General features: G+C 62.7%; 22 protein-coding genes and 1 pseudogene. 13 read left to right on the top strand and 10 right to left on the bottom strand.

The window, feature by feature from the left end; translation table 11 throughout:
• The first annotated feature begins 87 nt into the window (after positions 1-87).
• Positions 88-483 (top strand): hypothetical protein, encoded by a 396-nt coding sequence (locus BDO18943_RS00510; RefSeq protein ID WP_175020738.1) that lies wholly within the window; start codon positions 88-90, stop codon positions 481-483.
• A 51-nt stretch (positions 484-534) separates the two neighbouring features.
• Here the strand turns inward: BDO18943_RS00510 and BDO18943_RS00505 are convergent.
• Both BDO18943_RS00505 and BDO18943_RS00500 read right to left on the bottom strand, forming a co-directional pair.
• Positions 535-1,529 (bottom strand): annotated as a pseudogene (locus BDO18943_RS00505) (IS481 family transposase).
• A 201-nt stretch (positions 1,530-1,730) separates the two neighbouring features.
• Positions 1,731-2,297: a TetR/AcrR family transcriptional regulator gene (locus tag BDO18943_RS00500; protein WP_175020737.1), complete on the bottom strand. Its 567-nt coding sequence runs from the start codon at positions 2,295-2,297 to the stop codon at positions 1,731-1,733.
• A gap of 713 nt (positions 2,298-3,010) precedes the next feature.
• On the opposite strand from BDO18943_RS00500, the gene BDO18943_RS00495 reads away from it, so the two are divergent.
• Together BDO18943_RS00495 and BDO18943_RS00490 are read left to right on the top strand one after the other, a co-directional pair.
• Positions 3,011-3,607 carry a nucleotidyltransferase domain-containing protein gene (locus BDO18943_RS00495; RefSeq protein WP_175020736.1) on the top strand — a complete coding sequence of 199 codons (597 nt, stop codon included), beginning with the start codon at positions 3,011-3,013 and terminating at the stop codon, positions 3,605-3,607.
• 221 nt (positions 3,608-3,828) lie between these two features.
• Entirely contained in the window at positions 3,829-4,161 is a 333-nt protein-coding gene (locus BDO18943_RS00490) for a cupin domain-containing protein (protein WP_175020735.1), read from the top strand.
• 161 nt (positions 4,162-4,322) lie between these two features.
• On the opposite strand, the gene BDO18943_RS00485 is transcribed toward BDO18943_RS00490, so the two are convergent.
• Positions 4,323-4,622, bottom strand: coding sequence for an H-NS histone family protein (locus BDO18943_RS00485; protein ID WP_043184296.1), 300 nt, complete (start codon positions 4,620-4,622; stop codon positions 4,323-4,325).
• A gap of 278 nt (positions 4,623-4,900) precedes the next feature.
• Between BDO18943_RS00485 and BDO18943_RS00480 the strand changes: the two genes are divergently transcribed.
• Positions 4,901-5,389: a RidA family protein gene (locus BDO18943_RS00480; protein WP_175020734.1), complete on the top strand. Its 489-nt coding sequence runs from the start codon at positions 4,901-4,903 to the stop codon at positions 5,387-5,389.
• Positions 5,390-6,177: 788 nt separating this feature from the next.
• Complete coding sequence (locus BDO18943_RS00475; RefSeq protein WP_043184298.1) at positions 6,178-6,429, top strand: hypothetical protein; 252 nt, start codon at positions 6,178-6,180, stop codon at positions 6,427-6,429.
• Between the two features lie 116 nt (positions 6,430-6,545).
• Here BDO18943_RS00475 and BDO18943_RS00470 read toward each other — a convergent pair whose 3' ends face one another.
• Entirely contained in the window at positions 6,546-7,658 is a 1,113-nt protein-coding gene (locus BDO18943_RS00470; RefSeq protein WP_175020733.1) for a histidinol-phosphate transaminase, read from the bottom strand.
• Positions 7,659-8,096: 438 nt separating this feature from the next.
• On the opposite strand from BDO18943_RS00470, the gene BDO18943_RS00465 reads away from it, so the two are divergent.
• The 4 genes from BDO18943_RS00465 (at position 8,097) to BDO18943_RS00450 (ending at position 12,567) form a co-directional block, all read left to right on the top strand.
• Positions 8,097-9,182, top strand: coding sequence for a helix-turn-helix transcriptional regulator (locus BDO18943_RS00465; protein ID WP_235995720.1), 1,086 nt, complete (start codon positions 8,097-8,099; stop codon positions 9,180-9,182).
• Positions 9,183-9,651: 469 nt separating this feature from the next.
• The gene (locus tag BDO18943_RS00460) at positions 9,652-10,638 is read left to right on the top strand and encodes a TRAP transporter substrate-binding protein (protein WP_043184305.1); all 987 of its coding nucleotides are present in this window, start codon (positions 9,652-9,654) and stop codon (positions 10,636-10,638) included.
• Positions 10,635-11,210, top strand: coding sequence for a TRAP transporter small permease (locus BDO18943_RS00455; protein ID WP_175020731.1), 576 nt, complete (start codon positions 10,635-10,637; stop codon positions 11,208-11,210). Before BDO18943_RS00460 ends, BDO18943_RS00455 begins: the two co-directional genes overlap by 4 nt.
• A gap of 4 nt (positions 11,211-11,214) precedes the next feature.
• Entirely contained in the window at positions 11,215-12,567 is a 1,353-nt protein-coding gene (locus BDO18943_RS00450; protein ID WP_043184307.1) for a TRAP transporter large permease, read from the top strand.
• Between the two features lie 142 nt (positions 12,568-12,709).
• On the opposite strand, the gene proP is transcribed toward BDO18943_RS00450, so the two are convergent.
• Positions 12,710-14,179, bottom strand: coding sequence for a glycine betaine/L-proline transporter ProP (gene proP / locus BDO18943_RS00445; RefSeq protein WP_175020730.1), 1,470 nt, complete (start codon positions 14,177-14,179; stop codon positions 12,710-12,712).
• 444 nt (positions 14,180-14,623) lie between these two features.
• The gene (locus tag BDO18943_RS00440; RefSeq protein WP_175020729.1) at positions 14,624-15,547 is read right to left on the bottom strand and encodes a LysR family transcriptional regulator; all 924 of its coding nucleotides are present in this window, start codon (positions 15,545-15,547) and stop codon (positions 14,624-14,626) included.
• Positions 15,548-15,664: 117 nt separating this feature from the next.
• Here BDO18943_RS00440 and BDO18943_RS00435 point away from each other — a divergent pair, with 117 nt between their 5' ends.
• From BDO18943_RS00435 to BDO18943_RS00425, 3 genes are read left to right on the top strand one after another with little or no spacing between them, the layout of a single operon-like run.
• Positions 15,665-16,243 (top strand): YceI family protein, encoded by a 579-nt coding sequence (locus BDO18943_RS00435; protein ID WP_175020728.1) that lies wholly within the window; start codon positions 15,665-15,667, stop codon positions 16,241-16,243.
• Positions 16,244-16,264: 21 nt separating this feature from the next.
• Positions 16,265-16,870, top strand: coding sequence for an FMN-dependent NADH-azoreductase (locus tag BDO18943_RS00430; RefSeq protein WP_175020727.1), 606 nt, complete (start codon positions 16,265-16,267; stop codon positions 16,868-16,870).
• 36 nt (positions 16,871-16,906) lie between these two features.
• A complete protein-coding gene (locus tag BDO18943_RS00425; RefSeq protein ID WP_175020726.1) occupies positions 16,907-17,752 on the top strand; it encodes a pirin family protein in 846 nt (281 codons plus the stop codon).
• Between the two features lie 48 nt (positions 17,753-17,800).
• Here BDO18943_RS00425 and BDO18943_RS00420 read toward each other — a convergent pair whose 3' ends face one another.
• The 4 genes from BDO18943_RS00420 to BDO18943_RS00405 form a co-directional block, all read right to left on the bottom strand.
• Positions 17,801-20,149, bottom strand: a complete 2,349-nt coding sequence (locus tag BDO18943_RS00420; protein ID WP_175020725.1) for a sensor histidine kinase — start codon at positions 20,147-20,149, stop codon at positions 17,801-17,803.
• On the bottom strand, positions 20,142-20,966 hold the full coding sequence (locus BDO18943_RS00415) for a response regulator transcription factor (RefSeq protein WP_175020724.1): 825 nt from the start codon (positions 20,964-20,966) through the stop codon (positions 20,142-20,144). The genes BDO18943_RS00420 and BDO18943_RS00415 overlap by 8 nt, the downstream gene beginning before the upstream one ends.
• A gap of 103 nt (positions 20,967-21,069) precedes the next feature.
• A complete protein-coding gene (locus BDO18943_RS00410; RefSeq protein WP_175020723.1) occupies positions 21,070-21,351 on the bottom strand; it encodes a hypothetical protein in 282 nt (93 codons plus the stop codon).
• Between the two features lie 785 nt (positions 21,352-22,136).
• Complete coding sequence (locus BDO18943_RS00405) at positions 22,137-22,712, bottom strand: hypothetical protein (protein WP_175020722.1); 576 nt, start codon at positions 22,710-22,712, stop codon at positions 22,137-22,139.
• Positions 22,713-23,616: 904 nt separating this feature from the next.
• Between BDO18943_RS00405 and BDO18943_RS00400 the strand changes: the two genes are divergently transcribed.
• On the top strand, positions 23,617-23,934 hold the full coding sequence (locus BDO18943_RS00400; RefSeq protein WP_175020944.1) for a hypothetical protein: 318 nt from the start codon (positions 23,617-23,619) through the stop codon (positions 23,932-23,934).
• Positions 23,935-24,201: the final 267 nt, after the last annotated feature.

The raw sequence follows: 24,201 nt of genomic DNA, 5'->3' as shown, positions 1-24,201 counted from the left end.
TTCGTTGTAAGCGATCGGTTAGGGACGTCCATCGTGGTATGTTCCACGTGAGGCCGTGTTGGTTTCGGTGCCGATCGAAGTGATTAGATGTCGACGCTGCTGGGGGAGATCATGCGTTGGGCGAGATATGGCTGGTCGTTTCTTCTTCTAGGACTGTTGACCGCTGCTGACGCTGGTGCAGCCGGCAGCGTTCCAAGTTTCAATTGCGAGACAGGTCCCGTGACCAAGCAATATGGCGGGACCTCTTGGATTGTCTATAGTTGTGACGATCAGAGATCGCTTGTCTTTACTGCTAGCTCCGATAGTCGAGCAGCGCCATTCTATTTTTTCTTCATGTACTCGCCGAAAGGGTATCAATTGCATGGCGAAGGTACCGGAAGCAAACAGTTAACAGATGCCGCCTTCGCGGACATGAAGCAATTGACCGACTTGCAGCTTTCAGCGATCGTGACCGAGACGCAGGGAGCGAAGTCCGCGAAGTAACGTGATCACGACCTATCCATCAGCTAAATTGTGCGATTCACGGACATCGTTTCACTTCTTGGTGCGCCTTTTTCGTTCCGTGGTGGAGCTCGAGGCTCCGTTAGGAGACGCGAGCTCCACCACGCGCCGGTGATGTTCGGCGAGGGTCTTGTCGACGCGCCATTCACGGTGCCGAATTCGCTCTTTCGTTTCCTCGTAGGCACTTTCCACCTCCGCTGCGAGAGGTGTAATTTCGCTTAACTCTGCGATACGATCGATGGGCGTCTTGCCACCAAGTGAACCGTGCGGGCGCCGCCAGTTATAGTCGAACTGCCACTCCTCAATTCGTTGGTCGATCGCATCCCCGGTCGGTGGATGATCCGACCAGAATTCGTTGAGGTCGGTGAGCTGTGAACGCTCGACCTTGCCGTTGAGGTGTGGCGAACGGGGCGGAATCGGTCGGAATTTGATGCACTCGCTCATCAAGCGCCGCTGCACTGACTCGGCGAAGAACTCACCGCCTCGGTCGGTCAGGATACGCTGAATCGGGAACGGCATCTCCTCAATGACGCGATCAAGAAAAAGCAGCGTATTTCGGGCATTTCTGCGTGGGTAGATCGCCAGTACTCGAATCGCGAACAGTCGTCGATCGCCGTGTACTGGTACGCACCTCGAGCGATTTTCATCGTGTCCATCTGGACGCGGTCTCCAGGCACCGGCCGGCTATAGCGTTTCGGCTGCGTCGGTCGCCTGGATCGAACCAACGGTTTTGCACCCGCCTCGCTCAAGATCTTGTGAATGGTCGCGAGGGATAGCTCTCGTTGCTCGTGCAGTCGCAGTTCATTCTGGATCCGCCGTGCGCCCTTGCGCTCAGCGCGTAATCGGAGCGCCGTCGCCCGATCAGCCTCGGAGACCTTCCGGTTTGGGCTGCGCAGTGGACGACGGCTTTGAGACTGGAGACCTGCTTCGCCAGCTTCCTGAAAGCGACGTAGCCATTTGCGAAGTGTCGGCCGAGATATGCCGCACCGTGCGCACACGAGGCCGGCATTGCCGGTCTCGTGATACATGCGCACCCAACGTAATCGCGCGGCGGTCTCTCGGTCTATCGCTTCATTTTAGTTGAAACGATGTCTATGAATCCCACAGTTGAAGTTCTTTGCTTGGGCATGACTGGAAAGGGGATTCATCCGGCTTGGACGGGCTATGCTCAATCGCTCGTATCACCGTTTTCCCCGGTCGCGTGCGAGGGACGCATGCCGGGGTCGACATCAAGCAGATTTGCCAGCTTCTGACAGCAGCATCCTGGCGACATCTCGCGCCTCTATTGCCGCGTTCTTGTTGCCGTAGACCTGAGCGGCGATGATGGCGCCATCAATCAAAATCATTAACTTGCTCGCGCAGACCGGAGCCCGGGTTTCGCCTATCAGTGGCTTCAACAACTGCTCGACGAAAGTTCGCAGATGGACTTTCTGCATGGCTGAGGCTTTGGCAATCTCCGAGTCAGCTTCAGGATGTTCAGTTACTGCGTTGATAAACATGCAGCCGTAGAACAAGGGGCCATTGATCCACAGATCATGCCATTCAAAAACGGCATCGATTCGCGCTGTGGGGTCGCTGCGTGCGGTTACATAGGCGAGAAGGTCGTCGGAGGCGGCCAGTTGACGTTGACGAAGGACCTCTACGATCAAATCGTCTTTCGACGGGAAGTACTTGTACATCGTCATTTTGGAGACTGACGACTCCGCAATGATCCTGTCGACACCTACCGCCTGATACCCGAATTCCGAAAATAGTCGGGCCGCCGTATCGACGACGGCCTGTCTCTTTGCGCTCATCGCGCTGCTCCGTTTCACACTCCAAGCCTCCACTTTAACAGTGGTATACAGATCTGTCTGTATACGATACCGTGGCGAGCCCATCCTCCCTGAATCAAGGTGCAAGATCCGTGAAAAGTTCCTATCTGCAACGTATTCAGGCTTGCTTGCGACGGTTCCGAATCTTCAAGCTGGCGGACGACACTGGCGGAGATCGCTACATGGTACGAGTCGCCAGTTTGTTTCATCTCCAGAGCCGTCGACAGGAGATGGAGCGTTCTTCAAGCGCCTTGGGCGGTGTTGTCAGCGAGCGAGCACTGGGAGATGCACACCGGCAGTCGCTTGCTGTTCCTCGTCGCAAGCAGTGATCGAGGCTGAGCCCATGCACCGTCCTTGACAGAACGAACGTGATTTCGCATCACGCTTTCGTTTCGATCTCCGTGATGAAAACATTCACTGCGATACGCGATCGAATGACTATCGAGTGCTGAAAGGGGCTGTTGAATGTCCCGGACTGCGCGGGATCGATTGATCGCAATTAGCCGATTTCGGCCTCCCGCATCGGCTCGAGGTTCGCTTTTTTCCAGGTATGCGAAACTGACGACGATCGGCGGCAGTCTGCACGCCGTCGTGCCCATTGGTGTCGCTGCGAAGCATCGATGTATTGGGGCGTTCGCTAACGATCCCGATGATCATTGTTCAGCGCAAATCACTTCAACAGGATGCGTACTCAAATGACTGTCCCCGACGAGGATGCGTGGAACGCATGGCATCCGGCCGAGCTTGCTCAACGATTGAATGCTGTTCATTTGCCCTGGTGTGTCGTCGGCGGATGGGCGCTCGATCTTTGGCATGGCGCTCAGACGCGTGAACATGGCGATCTGGAATTCACGATATTGCGAGAAGACTTCGGTACCTTCCGCCGAGTGTTCGATGATCTCGCGTTCTACACCGCGCATGCCGGAGTTCTGGAAAGGCTGCCGGAAAATCAGGATGCCCCATCGGGGATCATGCAATTCTGGGGATTCGACTGCGCGGCTGAAAGCTGGCGGATTGATATGATGATCGAGCCGGGCACGAATGAATGCTGGGCCTACAAGAGAGATCCGTCGTTCAAACGGCCGCGCGCGGACATGGTGATGAAAACAGCCGACGGCATTCCCTATCTGAATCCATCGGCCGTACTGCTGTTCAAGGCCCGGGATCGGCGCCCGAAAGATCAACAGGATTTCGACAGAGCATTACCGAAACTGCCAGCTGTCGAACGCGCGTGGTTGAAAGAATGCCTCGACGTTCTCCACCCCGGCAATGCATGGGCGCAGGCGTTGTAATGTTGAATCGTTATCTTGGGTGATGGATCGTAGTCACGTTGCCGGCGAGGCTTGACGCAATTCCGTCCTGCATTGTCTCGGCCGACTACGGACCTCGGTGTGCCACGATGTCCATCGCGACGAAACAAGTCGGCGAATTGTCGGACACTGGACGACAGTGAACATTGCCCGCTACCTTCAAGCTCGCCCCATCCATTGAATGTCCACGTCGAGGTCAATCCATGCAACTTCAAACCGGCAACCTGTTCACCGCCGAAGGCCAGCATGGCGACGACGAGCGAATCGACCTTCTCGTCACGGGGCAGCGCCTAAACGTTGAGCGGATCGTTTCGATGGGCCATACGAGCCCCGACGACTTCTGGTATGACGACTCACGCGCCGAGTGGGTCGTACTGCTGTCGGGCGCAGCCGTGCTTGAATTCGAAGACGGCCCGGCGCGCCATGAAATGCACCCAGGCGACTACGTGCTGATCGAGCCGCATTGCCGCCATCGCGTCGCGTGGACGCACGAAGAAACGCAAACCGTCTGGCTTGCAATTTATTACGAACGTTGAATCGGGAAATTTTGGGCGGCATGCAATCCGGCACGCAGCATGCCACCGCGCGCCGAATGAGACAACGCTTCATCAACCCGGCGGTCTTTGAATACCGCCGGTATCGATGCCCAAATAGCAGGACGGCGCGCGAAGCTGCGCGCCGGTGTGCGTCGAGAATCTTATTCCTGGATCAGGAATCGATTGCGATTCTTCGCGTCCTTGATCCATGCAGGTGCGCGACCGCGGCCCGACCAGGTTGCGCCAGTCTTCGGGTCGCGATACTTTGCCTGCACGGGGGCGGCCGCTTGCTTCGCCGGACGACCACGACGCGCACCGAAAATGTCCTTTTCGGTAATGCCGTATTCCGCAACTTTGGTGCGGATGTCGTCGACGATCGCCTGGAATTCTGCGGCACGTGCAGCTTCGGCTTTCTCGGCCAAAGCATCCATTTGGGCTTTCAGTTCCTTGTAAGTCGCCATGATCGCTCTTCTGGTTGAGTACTCACATGATAGCGGTTTCAACGGGAAAATTTGTGGAAATTCTCACCGACTACGTGTTTTGTCATGGATTGGGCGAGCAGGACTGCTTCGAACACCTGAGAAGTGTGTCATGTTGACGAGCGCGTAGAGGATTACCCGGAAATTTTTATCGGAAACGACGCGTCGTTTTGACCGTTCGAGGCGGTTTTTTTCTTTCAGACAAGCAGCAGAGATTTAATGAGGCTTTACATTTTTATGAAGTATCGGGGAATTCACTAATGAACAGAGACGATAAGCTGATAAAAATCGCGGCCGAGTTCGGATTCGAACCGGACGAGGAAATCAGGATTGGCGGAAAATACACGCCCGTTCTGGTCGACGGGCGCACGGCCTACATTGCCGGCCAGATTCCGCGGATTGGCGACATGGTGCATTTCGTGGGCGTGGTGGGGGAGTCCGTTTCGCTCGACGAAGGCCGTCGGGCCGCCAGTGTATCGGCGCTGCGTGCGCTCTCGCTAATCAGAAAGCACTGCGGCACGCTCGACGCGATAGCGACGGTGCCACGCATCACCGTGTATGTGCGAAGCGCGCCCGGCTTCACGATGCAAAGCGAAATTGCCGATGGCGCATCGGACATTTTGTATGCGGTACTTGGCGACGCCGGTATTCATACGCGTACGTCGGTCGGTGTGCTGCAATTGCCCAAAGGTGCATCGGTTGAAGCGGATTTCATTTTCGGGCTAATGCACGGCGCTGCCGGTAGCTGACTTCCGCGGGCTGCATGTCGCGGATGCGTAGTTCCTCGAAGTACGCGGAAAGCCGATGCATTTGCATTGACGACGGCGCCTCACGATGCCGAAAGTAAAAAGAAACGGCTGTCGAAGGAATTCGAAGCGATGCCCGATGAAGAGAAGCTCGCGAAGCTTCAGGCGCTGTTCGATGCCTGAGACATGAATGCGCGCGGCGGACTGGGCAAGTGGGTCGCGCTGGCGTTCGACCCGTGTCCAGACGATCTCGCGTGATGGCGCACTGAGTGGAGCGCATATGTTGTCGCGACCTGCGAATGCGGCACACGGCGCTGCACGTTCGCGTCCGTAGGGGTTGCGCATATCGCTGTACACCGCGTCCGGGCACGCGGTCGATCCGCGCATCCTGCCTGCGCGGCGGCAGCGCGCCGGCTATACGCCTTTCAAGTCGTCAGCCGATTGCGAATTTGTCACGGTCCGGCAACCGCATGCCTGCCGGATTATTTCCGATTCCCGCAATTTCAAGAAACCACCACCCCGCCAATATCAACCGGCATCCCCATTTTGGGAGATGCCATCACCCGACGATAAGCCTACGATTGACCGCAGGGCATCGGGGCCGGATGTCATCAGAAGAAATGGACAGGCCCGCCACTCCGTGTCGAAATCAATCAATGCCCACACGGTTTACTGACACAGCTTCTGCCTACGATGACGTTCGACGTGTGCGGTGAGTCATTTGCATCGCAACACGATGGCGCGTTGATGACGGAAGGCCTGCAGTCGTATTTCGGGGAATTTCAATCAATATGCTGGCACGAGACTATGCAGAGCGAGAGCTCTCTCACATCCAGAGAATGGTCGCTCTCCTGGATAGCGAAACATACGCCGACGATGTGTCGATGTCGGGCGCGGGGCGTGTACGGCATCCGAGCTACTGGCGCGGGCGCATCGAGGAGCTGCTGTCGGCGCCCGATGTGCCGCGCCACGTCAGAAAGCTGAGCGAAGCAGTGCTCGCGAAGATCGACGCGATGGAAATGCGGTTCGCGACGATGAAGTAAGCACATCGTCGGATACGGCGCCGGCACGCGCGCCGTCGCGCCATCGCGCCCATCGCGCCCATCGCGCCCATCGCGCCCATCGCTTCGTCGACCGGATGGCCGGTCGCTGATCCGGGTTATGCGAGCGCCATCACGTCAAGCAGGGCCGCACGGAACGCGGCCATCTCCGCAGCGGTGCCGATGGACACGCGAAGATATGCCGGCGGGCCCGACTCGCGAATCAGGACGCCGTGGCGCAGGAGTCCGTTCCAGATCCGGTGCCGATCCGCAAACTCGCCGAACATCACGAAGTTGGCATCGGAATCGGCCACCGTGAGGCCCAGGCCACGCAGCCAGCCGACGGTCGAGTCGCGCTCGGCCTTGATCGCGTCGACCTGCGACAACATCTCGTCACGCGCGACCAGCGCCGCGCAGGCTGCCGCCTGGGTGAAGGCCGACAAGTGATAGGGCAATCGAACCAGCTTCAGCGCTTCGACGATCGCAGGCGCACTCGCGCAATACCCGACGCGGCCGCCCGCGAACTTGAACGCCTTGCTCAACGTACGGGTAACGATGAGCCGCGGATGGTTCGGCAGCAGCGTCGCCGCGCTGGGGACGCCGTGACGCCGGAACTCCGCATAGGCTTCGTCGACGACGACCACGCCCGGCGCGACGTCCAGTATCGCGCGGATATCGTCGAGCCGCAGCGCGGTGCCGGTCGGGTTGTTCGGCGACGTCAGTAGCACCACGCTCGGCTGGTGCTCGCGGATACTGTTGAGCGCCTGATCCAGATTCAGCGCGAAATCCTCGGTGCGTGGCAACGTATGCAGGCGCGTGAAAGTCGTGCGGCAGTATTCGTCATACATCGGATACGCGGGCGTAAAGACCAGCGCCGATTGCCCCGGGCCACCGAATGCCTGCAGGATCTGCTGGATCACTTCATTCGAGCCGTTGGCCGCCCAGACGCGCGATGCGTCGACCGTCACGCCGGTGTCGTGCGTCAGATACGCAGCCAGATGTGATCGCAGTTCGACGAAGTCGCGATCGGGATAGCGGTTCGCCGCGCGCGCCGCGTCGGCCACCGCGGTCGCGATGCGCTCGACGAGCGCAGACGAAGGCGGATAGGGATTCTCGTTGACGTTCAGGCATACCGGCACATCGAGCTGCGGCGCACCGTATGCGTGCTGCAACTTGAGATCCTCGCGAAGCGGCAAATCCGACAGGGCAACGGCTTTCCAGGGTGGTTGCATTGAAAACACTCCGTACGGTATCGATTGATTGGCGCAGCAGGTTTTTAAGGCCGCAGAAAACAAAAAAGGCGCCGGAGGCGCCTTGGTTGTCGTCTTGATCGGGCATTTACCCGATGCAATTGCTAGATGCGAAACGAGCCACGGCGCAACAGAGGGCGTCCGTGGTGATGGTGCAGCGAGGTCGTGGTGTTTCGAATCGTCATGCGCCGCATCATGGCATACCCTGATCCGGATGAAAAGCAGGCGGTACCGCGCGCACCCGATGCAATTGCGTGGTGAAGGGCGGAAAAACGGCCATTACGTCTGACGATAAACGGTAACAAACGTGGTATTTCGATCAAACGCGAACGAGTGATTTAAACGTTGGCGCCGATTGACTAAGATGCGCAGAAGAAAGACGTTCGACAAAAATGCACGGCACGGGGTGGCCAGATGCCAATGAACGGATTGATTCCATCGGCATGGATCGATGACGTCTACGCTGCGGCACTGGGCGATCAACGATGGGAAACGGTGCTGGACGGGCTGCGATCGTGGGTCGGCGTGCGCATGGTCACGTTGCTGTCGTTCGACGACGCGGCGAGGGTGCCGGCGATCGAACAGGCGGCGGGCGACGACGCGTCATGGGTCGCCGCGTGTTACCACACCTACAACACCGAGTTCTATCGGTACGACCCGGTCGTGCCGGTCGCCGGCAACTGGCCGGCGGGCCGCTGGTTCGAGGACGTCAAGCACCTGCCTGCGCAGCAGCGTGCGCACAGCGCGTTCTATCAGGAATTCCTTCACCCGTTCGGGCTTGGCAGCATCTCGGGCCTGTACATCCATCGCAGCGAGGGTTCCGGCGCATTCCTCAGCGTCCAGAGCGGCCCCGAATCGCAAGGCCTTTCCGACGATCAGCGCCGTGCGATCGAAAGCATGGGAACGCATATCAGCCGCGCGCTGCAGATCCAGGCGCGGATCGGCGAGCTCGAGGCGCGCGTGGCTGCCGCCGAATCGGCGCTCGATGCGATTCCGGTGCCGGTGTTCCTGCTCGGCGCGCAGCGCGAACTGCGCTATACGAATCGCGCGGCCGATCAACTGATCGCGGCGGAGCCGGCGCTGCGGGTCGTGAACGGGCGGTTCGCGCCGGAAGGCTGCATCGACGATGCGCAATGGCGGCACGCTCACGCGCGCGGCGGACTGTTGTTGCGGCGCGCGACAGGCGAGCCGCTGCCGTTGGCGCTGATGCCGGTGCCCGAGCAATCGCGGCTGATGCGCGAGCGGCCGGGCGTCGCGACGCTGATGACGGCCGCCGACCTGCGTTCACCGTCGGCCCGCGCGCAGCGGTTGCGCGTGTTCTACGGGCTGTCGTCGGCCGAGGCCGATCTCGCCGTGCTGCTGTGCTGCGACGGGCTGTCGCCGCAGGAATGCGCGGGGTTGCGCGGCGTGTCGATCGGCACGATCCGCTCGCAGATCAAGTCGATCTACGCGAAGACGGCCGTGGCGCGCGCGTCGCAACTGACGTCGCTGGTCATGCAGACGTGACGGCGCGAGGCAGGCGCTGGCGCCTGCCGCTGTCCGGATTCCCTGTCGTCCCTTCCTGGTAGCGCCGCACGCAGCGGCGCATGGCCGGCGTGTGCTCGTGGCATCGCGCCGACGTGCTGGCTTTGAGGTCGGTCATCCTACAACCAGGACAAGCGAAGCGAAAGATTGCTTTCGGATACAGGCGGAAGCAGTCGCGCCACCGTCCGGCTTGAATGCGAACCCGTTTCCGGAAAACGTTTCGCGAAAATTCATCTAAACAGAGAACACGATTCCCTGAAATTGGCTGAAAGCCCTTCATGTTAGGCATTCTACGGGTATGCACCAAGTGAGTTAAACGATTAACCGACGTACATTCGCGTCAACACGTCATACGACGTATGACTCTGCGATCAGCGAGTACGGCGCCGAAACATGCGCATGCCGGCGGATCGCCGCGCCACAACGAGCACAACCATCAAGGAGACTGACGATGAAGCACCGATTCACCCGCTCCCGTATCGCCCTGGCCGTCGCGCTGATGGCCGGCTTCGCGATGTCCGCCCAGGCGCGCGTGTTCCGCTCGGCGGACGTGCACGGCGACAATTTCCCGACCAACATGGCCGTGAAGTTCATGGGCGACGAGTTGTCGAAGCAGACGGGCGGCAAGGATTCGATCAAGGTGTTCGGCAACAGCGCGCTCGGCTCCGAGAAGGACACGGTCGACCAGGTGCGGATCGGCGCGATCGACATGGCGCGCGTCAACGGCGCATCGTTCAACGAGATCGTGCCGGAATCGCTGATTCCGTCGTTCCCGTTCCTGTTCCGCGACATCGATCATTTCCGCAAGGCGATGTACGGCCCGGCAGGCCAGAAGATCCTCGATGCGTTCACCGCGAAGGGGATGATCGCGCTGACGTTCTACGAGAGCGGCGCACGCTCGATCTACGCGAAGCGCCCGGTGCGCTCGCCGGCCGACATGAAAGGGCTGAAGGTGCGCGTGCAACCGTCCGACCTGATGGTCGACGAGATCAAGGCGATGGGCGGCACGCCGACGCCGATGCCGTTCGCCGAGGTGTACACGGGGCTGAAGACGGGCCTCGTCGATGCGGCTGAAAACAACATGCCGTCGTACGAGGAAACCAAGCACTACGAAGTGGCGCCCGACTACTCGGAGACGCAGCATGCGATGACGCCGGAAGTGCTGGTGTTCTCGAAGAAGATCTGGGACACGCTGTCGCCGCAGGAGCAGGCGGCGATCAGGAAGGCCGCGGCCGATTCGGTGCCGTATTACCAGAAGCTGTGGACCGCGCGCGAGGCGTCCGCGCAGCAGACGGTGGCGAAGGGCGGCGCGAAGATCCTGCCGGCCGCGCAGATCGATCGCGCGGCGTTCGTGAAGGCGATGCAGCCGCTGTGGACCAAGTATGAAAAGACGCCGCAGATGAAGCAGATCGTCGACGAGATCGAGGCCACCAAGTGACACGTCACACTTCCCTGGACGGCGCGTCGGCTGCGGGTTCGCCCGGCGCCGGCGCCCCGGAAGGCACGGCGACGGCGCGGCCGCATGCCGCGCCGCTGCTGCGCTGCGTGAACGACGTGCTGTTCCGCGTGCTGGCGGTGATCGCGTCGGCGTGCCTCGCGGTGCTGACGGTGCTGGTGTTCTACGCGGTCGTGATGCGCTACGTGTTCGAGAATGCGCCGGATTTTGTCGAGCCGATCGCGCTGCTGCTCGTGATCGTGATCGCGATGTTCGGTGCGGCGATGAAGGTGCGCGACGGCGGCCATATCGGCCTCGATTCGCTCGTGCGCCGGCTGCCGCCGAAGTCGCGCACGGTGGTGATCGCGATCCAGCACCTGAGCCTGATCGCCTTCGCGATCATGATCATGGTCGGCTGCGGCAGCATGGCCGCCGAAACGATGGGCGACCGCATTCCGATCATCGGGCTGCCCGAAGGCGTGCGCTACCTGATCGCGATGCCCGCGGCGATCGCGATCATCCTCTTCTCGCTCGAGCACCTGCTCGCGCTTCGTCGTTCTTCGCCAGGGCAATAACGCCATGGAACTCGCGATCCTGTCCGTCAGTTTTCTGATTTTCCTCGTGCTCGGCGTGCCCGTGTCGTTCGCGCTCGGGATAGCCTGCGTGCTGACCTATATGGTCGAAGGCTTGCCGATCGCGACCGCGATGCAGGCCATGATCTCGGGGATGAACGCGTTCTCGTTCCTCGCGGTGCCGTTCTTCATCTTCTCCGGCGAACTGATGCTGCACGGCGGTATCGCGGACCGGATCCTGCGCTTCGCGCAGGCGACCGTCGGCCACTTCCGCGGCGGCCTCGGGATGGCGAACGTCGTCGCCTGTACGCTGTTCGGCGGCGTGTCGGGCTCGCCGACCGCCGATACGTCGGCGATGGGCGGCGTGGTGATTCCGCTGATGAAGCGCGAAGGCTACAGCGCCGCGTACGCGGTCAACGTGACGACGCATGCGTCGCTCGCCGGCGCGCTGATGCCGACGTCGACCAACATGATCATCTATGCGTTCGCCGCGCAGGGCATCACCGGCATGCTGCACGGCCAGCCGGTGAGCGGCGTGTCGATCGGCGACTTGCTGTTCTCGGGGCTGCTGCCGGTGTTGTGGGTGATGGGCTTCGTGCTCGCCGCCGCGTACTGGCAAGCCGTGCGTCACGGCTATCCGCGCCGGGAAGACGGTTCGTCCGCGCTGCCCGCGTTTCCCGGCTGGTATGCGGTGCTGCGCAGCTTCGTCGGTGCGGTGCCCGGCCTGATGGTGATCGCGATCATCCTGGTGTGCGTCGCGAAGGGGATTGCGACCGCGACCGAGGCGGCCGCGATCGCCGTCGTGTACTCGCTCGTGCTGACCGCGGTCGTCTACCGCACGCTGACGGCCGCGAAGCTGCGCCGCGCGCTGTCGCATGCGGCGCGCACCACGGGTGTCGTGCTGCTGCTGATCGCGGTGTCCAACATGCTGCGCTTCCAGATGTCGTACCTGGAGATTCCGGATGCGATCGAAGGGCTGCTGAAGCAGTCGACCGCCGCGCCGTGGCTGATGCTGCTGTACATCAACATCATCCAGGTGTTCCTCGGCACGTTCGTCGATATGGCCGCACACATCCTGATCACGACGCCGCTGTTCCTGCCGATCGCGATGGCGTGCGGCGTCGGGCCGGTGCAGTTCGGGATCATGCTGCTGCTGAACTGCTCGCTCGGCCTCGTGCACCCGCCGATCGGCTCGGTGCAGTTCGTCGGCTGCGCGATCGGCAACGTGTCGATCGGCGAGACCACGAAGATGGCGTGGCCGTACTATCTCGCGATCTTCAGTGCGATCAACATCGTCACGTACCTGCCGTTCTTCTCGACTTGGCTGCCGAGCATCATCAGCGGGCACGCGGTGTTCTGATTCTCCGATCGCGTGCTTTCATCGACGCGGCGCCGGACGACCGAGGTTGTCCGGCGCCGCGGTCGTTTCTGCGGTGCCCTTACCGCGCACTTATGCTCGACCGCGTCGCACGAGGCGTACCGACGAGTCGCCGCACGTCGCGCTACGCGCGTTCGCCAAGTGCGGCGAGCTTGCGATCGCGGCCGCGTGCGTCGCCGGATTCTCCGCGCACGAGGCTCAGCGCCTCCGCGCGGCTCGCCACGCACGGCGCGGAGCCGGGCAGCGGCTGGCGTGCCGTCTCGCGCAGCGCGAGCACCGACACGATGCCGATGAACGATGCGCCCATCAGGTAGTACGCGGGCATCATCAGGTCGCCGGTGCGATCGACCAGCCACGCGGTGACGAGCGGGGTCGTGCCGCCGAACAGCGACACCGACACGTTGAAGCCGATCGCAAGCGCACCATAGCGGATCCGCGTGGGGAACAGCGCCGGCAGCGCCGACGGCATCACGCCAGTGAACGTCGACAGCAGCACGCCGTAGATCAGCATCCCGCCGAACACGGGCAGCATGCCGCCGGTGCGGATCAGCATCAGCGCCGGCACCGCCAGCACGAGCAGGCCCACGCAGCCGGCCATCATCACCGGCTTGCGGCCGACCTTGTCGGACAGGTGGCCGGCATAGAGCGTCATCGGCATCATCAGCACCATCACGAGCAGCACCAGGATCAGGCCGTGCGACTCGCGGAAATGCAGTGTCGCCGACAGGTAGCTCGGCAGGTACGACAGCGCCATGTAGTCGGTCACGTTGAAGATCAGCACGAGGCCGACGCATTGCAGCAGCGGCTTCCATTGCTCGACGAGCAGCGTCGCGAAGCGTTGCTTCGGCCGCCCGCGTTCGTCCGCTTCGCGTGCTTCGGCTTCCTTCTTGAACGCGGGTGTTTCCTCGAGTTTCAGCCGGATATAGAGACCCACCAGGCCGAGCGGGCCGGCGATGAAGAACGGCACGCGCCAGCCCCATGACAGCAGCGCTTCCTGCGACAGCGTTGCAGTGAGCAGTGCGACGGTGGCCGCGCCGAGCGTATAGCCGATCAGCGTACCGAATTCGAGGAAGCTGCCCATGAAGCCGCGGCGCTTGTCGGTCGAGAATTCGGCGATGAAGGTGGCCGCGCCGCCGTATTCGCCGCCGGTCGAGAAGCCCTGCACGAGACGCGCGACGAGCAGCAGCACGGGGGCCATGATGCCGATCGACGCGTAGCTGGGGATCAGGCCGATCGCAAAGGTGCCGACGGCCATCATGATCATCGTGGCGGCGAGCACGCGCTGGCGGCCGATGCGGTCGCCGAGCGGGCCGAACACCATGCCGCCGAGCGGGCGCACGAGGAACGCGGCCGCGAACGTGCCGAAGGTCGCGAGCAGCTGCGCGGACGGGCTGCTCGACGGGAAGAACACCTTGCCGAGCGTGACGGCGATGTAGCTGTAGACGCCGAAGTCGAACCATTCCATCGCGTTGCCGAACGCCATGGCGCCGACCGCGCGCTTGAGGACGGCGGGGTCGACGATCGTGATGTCTTCCAGCTTGACGGTCTTGCGCGAAGATCGGGCTCTCGCGGGGTGCGCTTGCGACGGGCTCAATGAACTCTCCTGGAATTGCCTTGGCAGCCGGCCGGGCGGGTGTGCAGTGGAGTCGTGCGGGCCGATGGACAGCGAAGGCGGAAGTCTCGGGGCGCCTCGATGTCGGTGAAGTGACGCGCGCTGCGGGCGACACCGGGCAGGTTTGTTGTGGGAACCAGTTTAGAGAAACGGGCACGCCCGACTATCGGTCATGCGCCCGGAACCCGGTTGTAAACGACACGGGTTCGAGTGGGGCAGAGGGCGTCGAAGCGGGCCCGGACGCATGGGGCGTGCAACGTCGTGTCGCGCGCGCTTCTGCTTGCGTACGTCACTGATGGAAGGCGGCGAGGGGCTTCCGGCTGCCGGCCTCGGTGCCATCCTTCGACAGGGCATGCCGGTCGATACCCGGCGCGATACGCCACAGCGATCGATTGTCGATATCCCGTTTGCCGCGACAAGGAAACGTCATCGGTCGGCAGCATGCTTCGACTGCCCGGGCAGCGCTTCGCCCAGTTTCTCCAGCAGGAAATCGGCAAACACCGTGACCGCGGGCGCCAGGGGCGGGCGGCTCGTATAGACGAGTTGCAGCCCGAGGTCGCTGCTCGACCGTCGATAGGCAGGCAGCACGCGCACCAGCTTGCCTTGCTCGATGGCCGGTTCGGCGAGCAACTGCGGCAGCAGCGCGACCCCGAGCCCGGCAATGCAGGCCTGTACCACCACGCGCATGTCGTTGACCGAGAAGCGGCTGTCGATCGAGATTTCCTGGGTGCCGCGCGGCCCCTGCAGGCGCCACATGCTGCGGCCCTGGCGGCCGGACACCGTCAGGCAGTCGTGGTCGGCCAGTTCGCGCGGCGTGCGCGGCGCGCCGCGCCGCTCCAGGTAGGCGGGGCTGGCGGCGAGGATCATCGTGCCCGGTGCAATCCGGCGCACGCGGAAGCTGCCGCCGGTCTCGATCCCCATGCGCAAGGCCAGGTCGATGCGCTCGCCGATCAGGTCGGACGGCGTGTCGTCGAGAAGGAAGTCGATGCTGATCTGCGGGTAGCGCGCATAGAACTCGGCCAGCCATTCCAGCCGGAAAATTTCGAACAGGCCGGCCATTGCCGTCACGCGCACGGTGCCGGACGGTTCCTGCCCGTCCGCATGCAGCCGCCCGATCTCGAAGATCCGGTCGAGCGCCGGCGCATAGCGCTCGAACAGCGCTTGCCCTTCGGTGCTCGGCGCGAGCTTGCGGGTCGAGCGATGCAGCAGGCGCGTGCCGAGTTGCCCTTCGAGCTGGTCGATGCGCCGGCTCAGTGTATTGGCCGGCATGCGCATGCGGCGCGCGGCCTCCGAGAAGCTGCCGGCGCGCACGACCTGGACGAACAGCGCGAGATCATTCAGATCGAGCATCGGATTCCTCCAAAAATGGATTAATCAAATCCTATTTATCCGTCTAGTGTAAAGCAGCGTCCGTCTCCATACTGCTCTCACGCTACAGACGAACCTTTGCGTTCCAGGGAGAAAACGTTGAAGAAGCATTTGATGATCGCAGCGGGCGCGCTGGCAGCGGTGCTGTCGTGCTCGGCCTTAGCCGAAAGCGCCACCTACCAGTTCGACCCGAATCACACGTACCCGAGCTTTGAAGCCGACCACATGGGCGGCCTGTCGGTGTGGCGCGGCAAGTTCGACAAGTCGAGCGGCACCGTGACGCTCGACCGCGCGGCGAAGACGGGCACGGTCGACGTGACGACCGACACCGCGTCGATCCACACCGGCAGCGCGAAGCTCGACGAGCACCTGCAGACGGCCGAGTTCTTCGACGTCGCGAAGTTTCCGCAGGCGAACTACAAGGGCACGATCAAGTTCGACGGCGACAAGCCGGTGTCGGTGGTCGGCAACCTGACGCTGCATGGCGTCACGAAGCCGGTGACGCTGAAGATCGATGCGTTCAAGTGCATGCCGCACCCGATGCTCAAGCGTGAAGTATGCGGCGTCGACGCGGTCGGCGAATTCGACCGCAGCGATTTCGGCCTCGACTACGGCAAGCAGTACGGCTTCAGGATGAAGACGAAGCTGCTGATCACGGCCGAAGCGCTCAAACAGTAATCCCGTTCGGAGAACACCCACATGAAACTGCTCCATATCGATTCCAGCATCCTCGGCCAAAGCTCCGTCAGCCGCGAACTGTCGGCGGAGGCCGTCGCGACCTTCCGCGCCCGCGATCCGGGCCTCACGGTGACGCGTCTCGATCTCGCCGCCACGCCGATCGGTCATCTGACGGCGGAACACCTGGCCGCCGCGCAAGGCGCCCCGATCGGCGACGCATTGAAGGCGGACGTCGAGATCGGCCAGCGCGCGCTCGACGACTTTCTCGCTGCGGACATCGTGGTGATCGGCGCGCCGATGTACAACTTCGGCATTGCGTCGCAACTGAAGGCGTGGATCGACCGTATCTCGGTTGCCGGCACGACGTTTCGTTACGGCGAGAACGGGCCGGTCGGGTTGTGCGGCGGCAAGAAGCTGGTCGTCGCGTCGTCGCGCGGCGGCGTGTACAGCGAAGGTTCGCCTGCCGCCGCGTTCGATCATCAGGAAACCTATCTGAAAGCGGCGTTCGGTTTCCTGGGCATCACGGACATTACGTTCATCCGTGCGGAAGGCGTCGCGATGGGGCAGGACCTGCGCAGCGGCGCGATCGCATCGGCGAAGGAAGCGGCGGCTGCGCTCGCGGCCTGACGTCATGTAACCGAGACCGACCACCGGAGAGCCCCCATGTCACATGCCACGCAGCCCGCCGATGTCGCCGTCGCCGGCCGTCACGTCATCTTCCGCACCCGCGGCCGCGCGCACGGGCCCATCGTGCGGATGGTGAGCCCGTCGGACGTCGGCGAGATGATCAAGCCATTCGTTTTTCTCGATCTGGTCGATACGCAAGCGTCGCTCGGGTCGGGCTTCGGCTGGCATCCGCACTCGGGGATCGCCACGCTCACGCTCGTGATCGACGGCCAGGGCACCTTTGCTGAATCCACCGGCCACGAAGGCGCGATCGTGGCCGGCGACATCGAATGGATGAGCGCCGGGCGCGGGGTCTGGCATACCGGCACCGTCGTGCCGCCGGTCAAGGTGTTCCAGCTGTGGGTCGCGTTGCCGCCGGAGCGCGAGCTGGCGCCGGCCTTCAGCCAGCATCTGTCGATCGCCGACATCCCGTCGGACGGTCCGGCGCGCGTGCTGCTCGGCCGCAGCGGCGACGCGGTCAGCCCGATCGATGCGCCGCCTGGCATCCACTACGTCGTCGTGCAGCTTCAGGCCGGCGAGCGCTGGACCTGCCGGCCGCAGCCGGGTTACAGCGTCGGCTGGACCGCCGTGATGGACGGCAGCCTGCGCGTACCGGATCCGGTCGCCCAGGGTGAGCTGGTGGTCTTCGACGCGTCCGAAGCCGCGATCGAATTCGAGGCGGTGACCGATGTGCGCTTCGTGGTCGGCACGGCCGTCCCGCATCCGCACGATCTGCATCTGGGCAACTATTCGGTGCACACGAGTGCCGCCGCGCTGGTGGAGGGCGAGCGTGAGATCGTGCGCATCGGCCGCGAACTGCGCGCGAAGGGCGCGTTGCGTTGATTCGTCGGTAAGGTATCCGATCGATATGAAACGGATGGACCGACGTAGTCAGGCCGGCCCGGCTGCGTCCATTTCGGCGTCGAACGACGTATCGGCGATGCGCGCGCGTTGCAGCGCGCCGGCCCGTTTCCCGATCGCGGTCAGATCCAGTGCATCGAGGCGCTCGCGCACGTCCTGTACGAAGGCCGCGTAGTCCGGTTCGTCCGCATACTGGCCGAGCCAATCCTCGATATCGGTGAGCTGCCCGTTGTCGGCCAGCCGGATCAGTTCGGCGAGCGCGTCGTCGGGCGGGCCCTGCATCGGGGGCGCGGCACGGTCCGGCTCGGCATCGCGGTCCGGATGAAACCGCCGGACGAGCTCCGACGCCGGTACGAGCGCGTGCTCGACGGCCGGCGCGACGATCGCGAACGAGAACGCGGTGCCGGCGCCCGGCTGGCTGGCGACGGCCAGCTCGCCACCCATCGCGCCGACGATGCGCTGCGCGATGAACAGGCCGAGCCCGGTGCCGCCGTTCACGGCCTGCACCTGCTGGTACGCGCGGAAGATGTCGCGGGTTCCGCTGATGTCGATCCCGATACCCGTGTCGGCAACTTCGAACAACAGGCGCCATGCGTCGCCTTCGCGAGACGCATGAATCGACAGCGTGACCGTGCCGTCGCGCGTGAATTTCGACGCATTGGACAACAGATTGAGCAGCACCTGCTGCAGCCGCATGCCGTCGATCGACACCGTGCGCGGCAGCGGCGTGGCCGGCCGGTAGACGAACCGGTTGTCCTGCTGCGCGCACAGCGCGAGCGCATAGTGACCGATGTCGTCGAGCAGGCCGGGCAGGTCGGTCGCGTCCGGCGCCACGCCGAGCGGCTGCAACTCGGTCTTCGTGAACGCGAGCAGTTCGTCGATCAGTGCGAGCTGGTAGCGGATGCTGCGATCGATCGACCGGATCAGCTGCGCCTGGCTGCGCGTCGCGCTTTGCAGCAGCAGCTTCGCGTAGCCGTTGATCGTGGACAGCGGCGCGCGCAGGTCGTGGCTGACGTAACCGAGCGTCTCGATCTTCTGCTGCATGTGGGTCGTCACCTGTTGCAGCGCGTCGTTGAGCGCGACCGTGCGTCGTGCGACTTCGTCGCGCAGGCGATCCTGTTCGGTGATCTGCCAGTGTTCGAGGCGCGTCCTCGCCTCGGTGCGCTGGCGGCCCACGTGATGGATCCACGCGGCCAGCACCAGCAGGTGCGTAGCGAGACCGAGGATCGCGATGACGGGGTTCGGGTAGATGTCGGATTTCAGCCAGGACAGCGCCGGCGGCAGCGTGTTCATGCCGTCGAGCACGCGCATCAGCATGTTGAAGGTGGCGAACCCGATGGCGATCAGCATCACGCGGCCGGTCGGCGTCCGGCGGATCGCGAGCATCAGCGCGAGGCTGATGTTGACGATCCCGAGCACCGCATTCAGCCGCAGGCAGAACCACGTGAACGTCAGCAGGTCGCCGCCGGCGGCGCCGACCATGCCGACACCTTCGAGCGCGAGGAAGGCCATGTAGATCGCGCGCATCGGCAGCCTTGCCTGCTCGCGCCGGGCGACCATCAGGATGAAGACGATGAAGCAGGCGACCGCCAGGTACGCGAAGATCACTTCGCCGCGCGCCGACCATTCATGCAGCGCAGGCGGCAACGCCATCGCCGGGTAGCCCCGGTAAGCCGCTTCGAACAGCGTCGTGCCCAGCGCCATCGCGGCCAGAACATGGAACACGCCGCTGCGCGAAAAGAACCCGATCAGCAGCGCGCACCACACGAGCGCGAGCAGCCCGCCGAAGAAGCCGAAATCCCACATCGTCGCGCGACGTTCCTGCGCATCCCATGCCGCATGCGTGAACGCGGCCGGCGCGAGCCGCATCTCCTTGCGCGACGTGACGCGGATCAGCACGGGAATGCTTTCGCCGGCGCGCAGCGTGACGTCGAGTACCGGGTAGCGCGACGACGGCGGGGCCGCATCACCGCCGGTCCCGGCGGCCGGGAAACGGCTGTCGAGTGTCCACTGGCCGTGCTGGCCGATATAGAAGTCCGTCTGGTCGACACGCGCGTCGCGAATCGCCAGCACCAGCGCGCGCGTGGCGCTGTCGCGGTTGGTCAGCGTTGCGCGGATCCACCATGCCGACCGCGAGAACTCGACGTTGAACGACGACGTGGCGGCCAACGGCGTGCCATGCCCCGGATCGGCGAGCCGGGCGGCGACCTGGTCGGCGGACATCGTCGTGCTCGCGTCCTCGAATACCGACACGGCATCCAGTTGCGCGGGGTTCGGTGCCGACGCGGCGCGCGCCGTCGCGCAGGTGACGGCCATCGCGATCAGAAGCAGCAGCACCGCACGACATCCGGCTGCCCATGCCGCGTGGCGCCTACGCATCGTGACGGTGCTCCGCGGGCGCATTGGCCGCGTGGCGCTGGCGCCGCCAGTCGGACGGCGTGATGCCGAAGCGTTCGCGAAAGGCCGTCGCGAAATTGCCGGGCGTGGAAAAGCCGATTTCCTCGGCGATGTCGCCGATCCCCATCGACGTCTCCGCGAGGAAATGCATCGCGGCGCGCAGGCGCGTGTCGCGCAGATATTCGAACACGGTCTGGCCGAGATGGTCGCGGAACACGCGGGACAGGCGCTTTTCGTGCGTCCCGACCTGTCTGGCGAGATCCTCGAGCGCCGGCGGATGGCGCAGGTCGCGCAGCAGGACCTCGGTCGCCGCGCGCACGAGGGCCGCATCCGGGTGGTCGGGCAACGCGGGCAGATGCGCAAACGGCTGGCTGCGCCGTGCCCGCTTCAGATGATTGCGGATCCGGGCCAGCACCTCCGTTGGCTCGAACGGCTTGACGATGTAGTCGATTGCGCCCGTTTCGAGCCCCGCGAGGCGATCCTCGAGATCGCCCGCGGCAGTCAGGATGATGATCGGGATCGATTGCGTCGAAGGCGTCGACGCCAGCAGCCGGCACGCGGCGAAGCCGTCCATGCGCGGCATGCGGACATCCATCAGGATCAGGTCGGGCGCGATCGCCTGGGCACGGTGATAGGCCTGCAGGCCGTCGAACGCAACGCTGATCCGGCACCGCGCGGTACGCAGGATCTCGGTCAGGAGCCGCAGGTCGTTCGGGCGATCGTCGACGACAAGAATATGTGCGTCAGCGAGATCCGGCGTGGCACGAGGCAACACCGAACTGGGCGAGCGGGATGACATGGTTGCGGACGCGTTGGAAGGGTGGCCGGTCAGGTTGGGAACATCGCTGTCTGCGCGATTGTGGCGAAAAATTATATGTCGGCGGCAGCGCCGACTGTGAGGATTACGTGTGGCCCGAGAGGGCTTGTGCGACGCGGTGTGGCTTGTGTGTCGTCGTGCCGTCCGGCCGGAAGAAACGGAGGTGGAAAAACATACCGAACTGAATGTTGATAATCGGTCTTTGTTTGAGGGTTAATTGCCCGGAATTCGAATTGTTCCGATCGATGAACCAGTTCGTCATGCGCCGGAAAATCGATGTCATCAAGGTAAACCAGATGGGGAGTTCGTAGCGTGCCTGATTGCTGTTTTTTGCCGGGGGCTGGTCGGAATTCTGTTCGTCCGGCAATCGGCTTTCGCGCCAAAGTGTATGGATGTCAATGTCGTCCGCTCGGGAAAAGGTTTTTTCCGATCGGGAAAAGGTGCGTTTGTCGAGATACCCGCACACTAGCCTTGGCGCGGCTGGAATCGATCCTTTCGATACATCAGAGATCGCGCGGATCGCATGCCGAAGTCCCGTCGAGGTGCATGCGATACCAATATGACATTGAATGATGCGATTCCGATGACATGGGATTGAGGCAGGGCACGAATAACTGGCACGAGGGTAATGCAAATCTCATGATTTGCCGAATACGTTGCTATATAAGAAAAATCGGTGAATCTTGAAATATGCTTGTGTGTGAGGCGCCGGTCGAGAAGAAATCGTCAAGGAAATTCGATCGATTCATTCGATGCAGGGGGCGTCCGGCAAGTCGTCGATGCTGTTCCGGAAATCCGGAGAATGCGTTTGACGGCGGGACGGAGAGGGCGAGTGGCTGCGCGTTGGCCGTCCGAGGGTTCGATCCATCGGGCGGCCGCGCGCGGTGCGCGCTCGAATCAGGCGGGCACGAAAACGCTGAGCACGGCAGGCATGACGGGCCAACGCCCCGGTTCTCACGAACCGGTGCCGCATGCCTCAGTCCCGGGGATCGTGCGACGCCATCCTCCTCCTGAATGAAACCGAGCGGGTCGCCCCCGGGTGCGGGCCGGCTTCCGCCTATCTGGCGTCTGAACGACGCTCACCCATGGGGCTCGAGATCGTCGCGGGTTCGGCGCGACGGCGTTCGAACGGCAGCGACCCAGGTACAACGGTCAATCGTGGTTTTCGCGACGCACAAAGATTTTTTTACCCTCAAAGGTCTCCTGTACGCCTTGCACGCAATTCGGCGGACACTTTACGACACCATCCGCGCTCTCACCTGACACGGTGACCGCTTTGTAGACAACGGATTCGATGAACGTCCCGTCGGCAGCGACGACGATGTTCAGATCGGTCTCGACGCCGGCCGGCACGGATCCGCCGGTGGTATAGACGGTGTTCATGGTGCCGGTGCAATCGGCGTTCACCGTGTAGGTGCCGGTCTGGTGCGGATTGAACGTCGTCTGCCCACCTTTCGGCAGGCCGCCGATCACCCCGAAATCGGTGCGTGAATAATGGCTCGTACCGTCGAACGTCACCAGCGCGACGTCATCGAGGATCGACGGCGCAGCGTAGGGATGCACCTTGCCGTCGGCACCGATCAATCCAAGAATCTCTCCGTGACCGATAAACTCAAACGCTCCCTTTAGCATCGCGTTCGAGCAAAGGCCGTCGGCCTGCGCGGCACCACTGAGCGATAAAAGGGCAACAGCTGTTGCAGACAGAACGCTTAGACGCTTGCTTTTCATGTTCATCTCCAAGTCATGAATCGGGCGCTTAACTTGATCAAGCGGGGCGGTTTGCTTCCTTGACTGATCGAACTGCATGCATCCACTAGCAGGAATCGAAAACAGGCACGGTTTCGCTTGGCGACTATCGGGTGGCGAAATCCGTTGTAGCCAGGCTTTACGATTTTGGTGGCGATATACGACCGGCTTCCCTCGGCGCGTCACGTAACGCCCATTGATTGCCAGTGATCAAGCAGACGCGCAGGCGTGACGTCACCCGGCGCGCGGGATGGCCGTACAGTCGAGTGGATGCTTGAAGATGGAGACCTAGGGTGTCCAGACCGTGCGCATGAAGCAAGTGTCCATAGTCGTCGCCTTCCTTCCCTTCGTTAACTACCGACTGCCCCCCGGACACAAAGCAGGCCCACGACAACCTGGTGAGCAAGACTATTCGTTATTGAACGAACATAGACGGACGATTGACGGATTACAAGGCGACGTAAAGTTATTTTTCGAAATAAAAAATCCAATGAAATCCGTGTAATTTCAGACGTGTCAATCGGGTTTCGATTTTTTGAATCAATCGTCCTATTTTAAGAATAGAGGCGGGCGGGCCGCCATCGGATGGCGCGCGAACGAAGATGATTCGCGTGCACGGAAATGCCGGACGAATGCAGCGGGAGGATGCCAGCGTCGGCTCTGCTGCAAACAGTCGATCTTGCGACGCTCGTCACATTGGTCGAACGGCTGCTTGCCGGGGGGAACGGTCGCCCTGATGTCCGAAACGCTGCTGGGGAGCGACGCATTGTGGCCGCCGCCGGCCTGTCGAGCCCGCACGTTTGATCCGACGCAAGGGCGCAGCAATCGTGGCTCGCGTGCTTGCGATGGCGAGTACACTGAACATGCCATGAAACAGGAGAATGCGATGATCGACGCTGGTCCCCAAAGCACCTTCCGAGGGCTGCCGCTGACCGTGGAGCAGGACGCGGAAGTAAGGCACTACATCAAGGATCGGACTCGGCGTGGGCTGCCATGGGACACGTCGGAGTTGAGCGCCATGCTCAACGACATGCTTCATCCCCCGGGCGACGGCGACAGCGATGTCGCTTCCCCGGCAGATGAAACCAGAGCGGCCGCCGAGCGCGCAACCGCGTCGGTTGACGAAGCGATGGACCCGATCGAGGCGAATGAAGAGTGGCATGCGGCCATGGAGTCGGAGGGCATGAAAGGCCCCAGACGATAAAAACGGAGCACCGACGGTTCGATTCCTGGCCGTGCCGCGTTCGGGGAGCGCGCGCCGGATGTCACGCGTCTCCGGAAAGGCGCGTTCCGCGTCGCGCGTGCGCTGCGTCGTACTTCACACCGCGGGCCTGTTGACGCACAGGGTGCCGCCATCATGAGCATCCCGACCCGCAATCGGTCCGTTCGCAGGCAATTTCGGACGCAGCCAATCGCGCCACCCATGCCGCATGGCGCCAGCGGAACCGCGAGCCGCACTTCCTCGCCGAGC

Source organism: Burkholderia aenigmatica (assembly GCF_902499175.1).
Taxonomy (GTDB): domain Bacteria; phylum Pseudomonadota; class Gammaproteobacteria; order Burkholderiales; family Burkholderiaceae; genus Burkholderia; species Burkholderia aenigmatica.
This window is presented reverse-complemented; position numbering and strand designations above follow the sequence as displayed.

Excerpts from the sequence above, each read along its gene's own strand:
- BDO18943_RS00510 (WP_175020738.1), top strand. The coding sequence starts at position 88 with ATGTCGACGCTGCTGGGGGAGATCATGCGTTGGGCGAGATATGGCTGG.
- BDO18943_RS00500 (WP_175020737.1), bottom strand. The coding sequence starts at position 2,297 with ATGAGCGCAAAGAGACAGGCCGTCGTCGATACGGCGGCCCGACTATTT.
- BDO18943_RS00495 (WP_175020736.1), top strand. The coding sequence starts at position 3,011 with ATGACTGTCCCCGACGAGGATGCGTGGAACGCATGGCATCCGGCCGAG.
- BDO18943_RS00490 (WP_175020735.1), top strand. The coding sequence starts at position 3,829 with ATGCAACTTCAAACCGGCAACCTGTTCACCGCCGAAGGCCAGCATGGC.
- BDO18943_RS00485 (WP_043184296.1), bottom strand. The coding sequence starts at position 4,622 with ATGGCGACTTACAAGGAACTGAAAGCCCAAATGGATGCTTTGGCCGAG.
- BDO18943_RS00480 (WP_175020734.1), top strand. The coding sequence starts at position 4,901 with ATGAACAGAGACGATAAGCTGATAAAAATCGCGGCCGAGTTCGGATTC.
- BDO18943_RS00475 (WP_043184298.1), top strand. The coding sequence starts at position 6,178 with ATGCTGGCACGAGACTATGCAGAGCGAGAGCTCTCTCACATCCAGAGA.
- BDO18943_RS00470 (WP_175020733.1), bottom strand. The coding sequence starts at position 7,658 with ATGCAACCACCCTGGAAAGCCGTTGCCCTGTCGGATTTGCCGCTTCGC.
- BDO18943_RS00465 (WP_235995720.1), top strand. The coding sequence starts at position 8,097 with ATGAACGGATTGATTCCATCGGCATGGATCGATGACGTCTACGCTGCG.
- BDO18943_RS00460 (WP_043184305.1), top strand. The coding sequence starts at position 9,652 with ATGAAGCACCGATTCACCCGCTCCCGTATCGCCCTGGCCGTCGCGCTG.
- BDO18943_RS00450 (WP_043184307.1), top strand. The coding sequence starts at position 11,215 with ATGGAACTCGCGATCCTGTCCGTCAGTTTTCTGATTTTCCTCGTGCTC.
- BDO18943_RS00440 (WP_175020729.1), bottom strand. The coding sequence starts at position 15,547 with ATGCTCGATCTGAATGATCTCGCGCTGTTCGTCCAGGTCGTGCGCGCC.
- BDO18943_RS00430 (WP_175020727.1), top strand. The coding sequence starts at position 16,265 with ATGAAACTGCTCCATATCGATTCCAGCATCCTCGGCCAAAGCTCCGTC.
- BDO18943_RS00425 (WP_175020726.1), top strand. The coding sequence starts at position 16,907 with ATGTCACATGCCACGCAGCCCGCCGATGTCGCCGTCGCCGGCCGTCAC.
- BDO18943_RS00420 (WP_175020725.1), bottom strand. The coding sequence starts at position 20,149 with ATGCGTAGGCGCCACGCGGCATGGGCAGCCGGATGTCGTGCGGTGCTG.
- BDO18943_RS00415 (WP_175020724.1), bottom strand. The coding sequence starts at position 20,966 with ATGTCATCCCGCTCGCCCAGTTCGGTGTTGCCTCGTGCCACGCCGGAT.
- BDO18943_RS00405 (WP_175020722.1), bottom strand. The coding sequence starts at position 22,712 with ATGAAAAGCAAGCGTCTAAGCGTTCTGTCTGCAACAGCTGTTGCCCTT.
- BDO18943_RS00400 (WP_175020944.1), top strand. The coding sequence starts at position 23,617 with ATGATCGACGCTGGTCCCCAAAGCACCTTCCGAGGGCTGCCGCTGACC.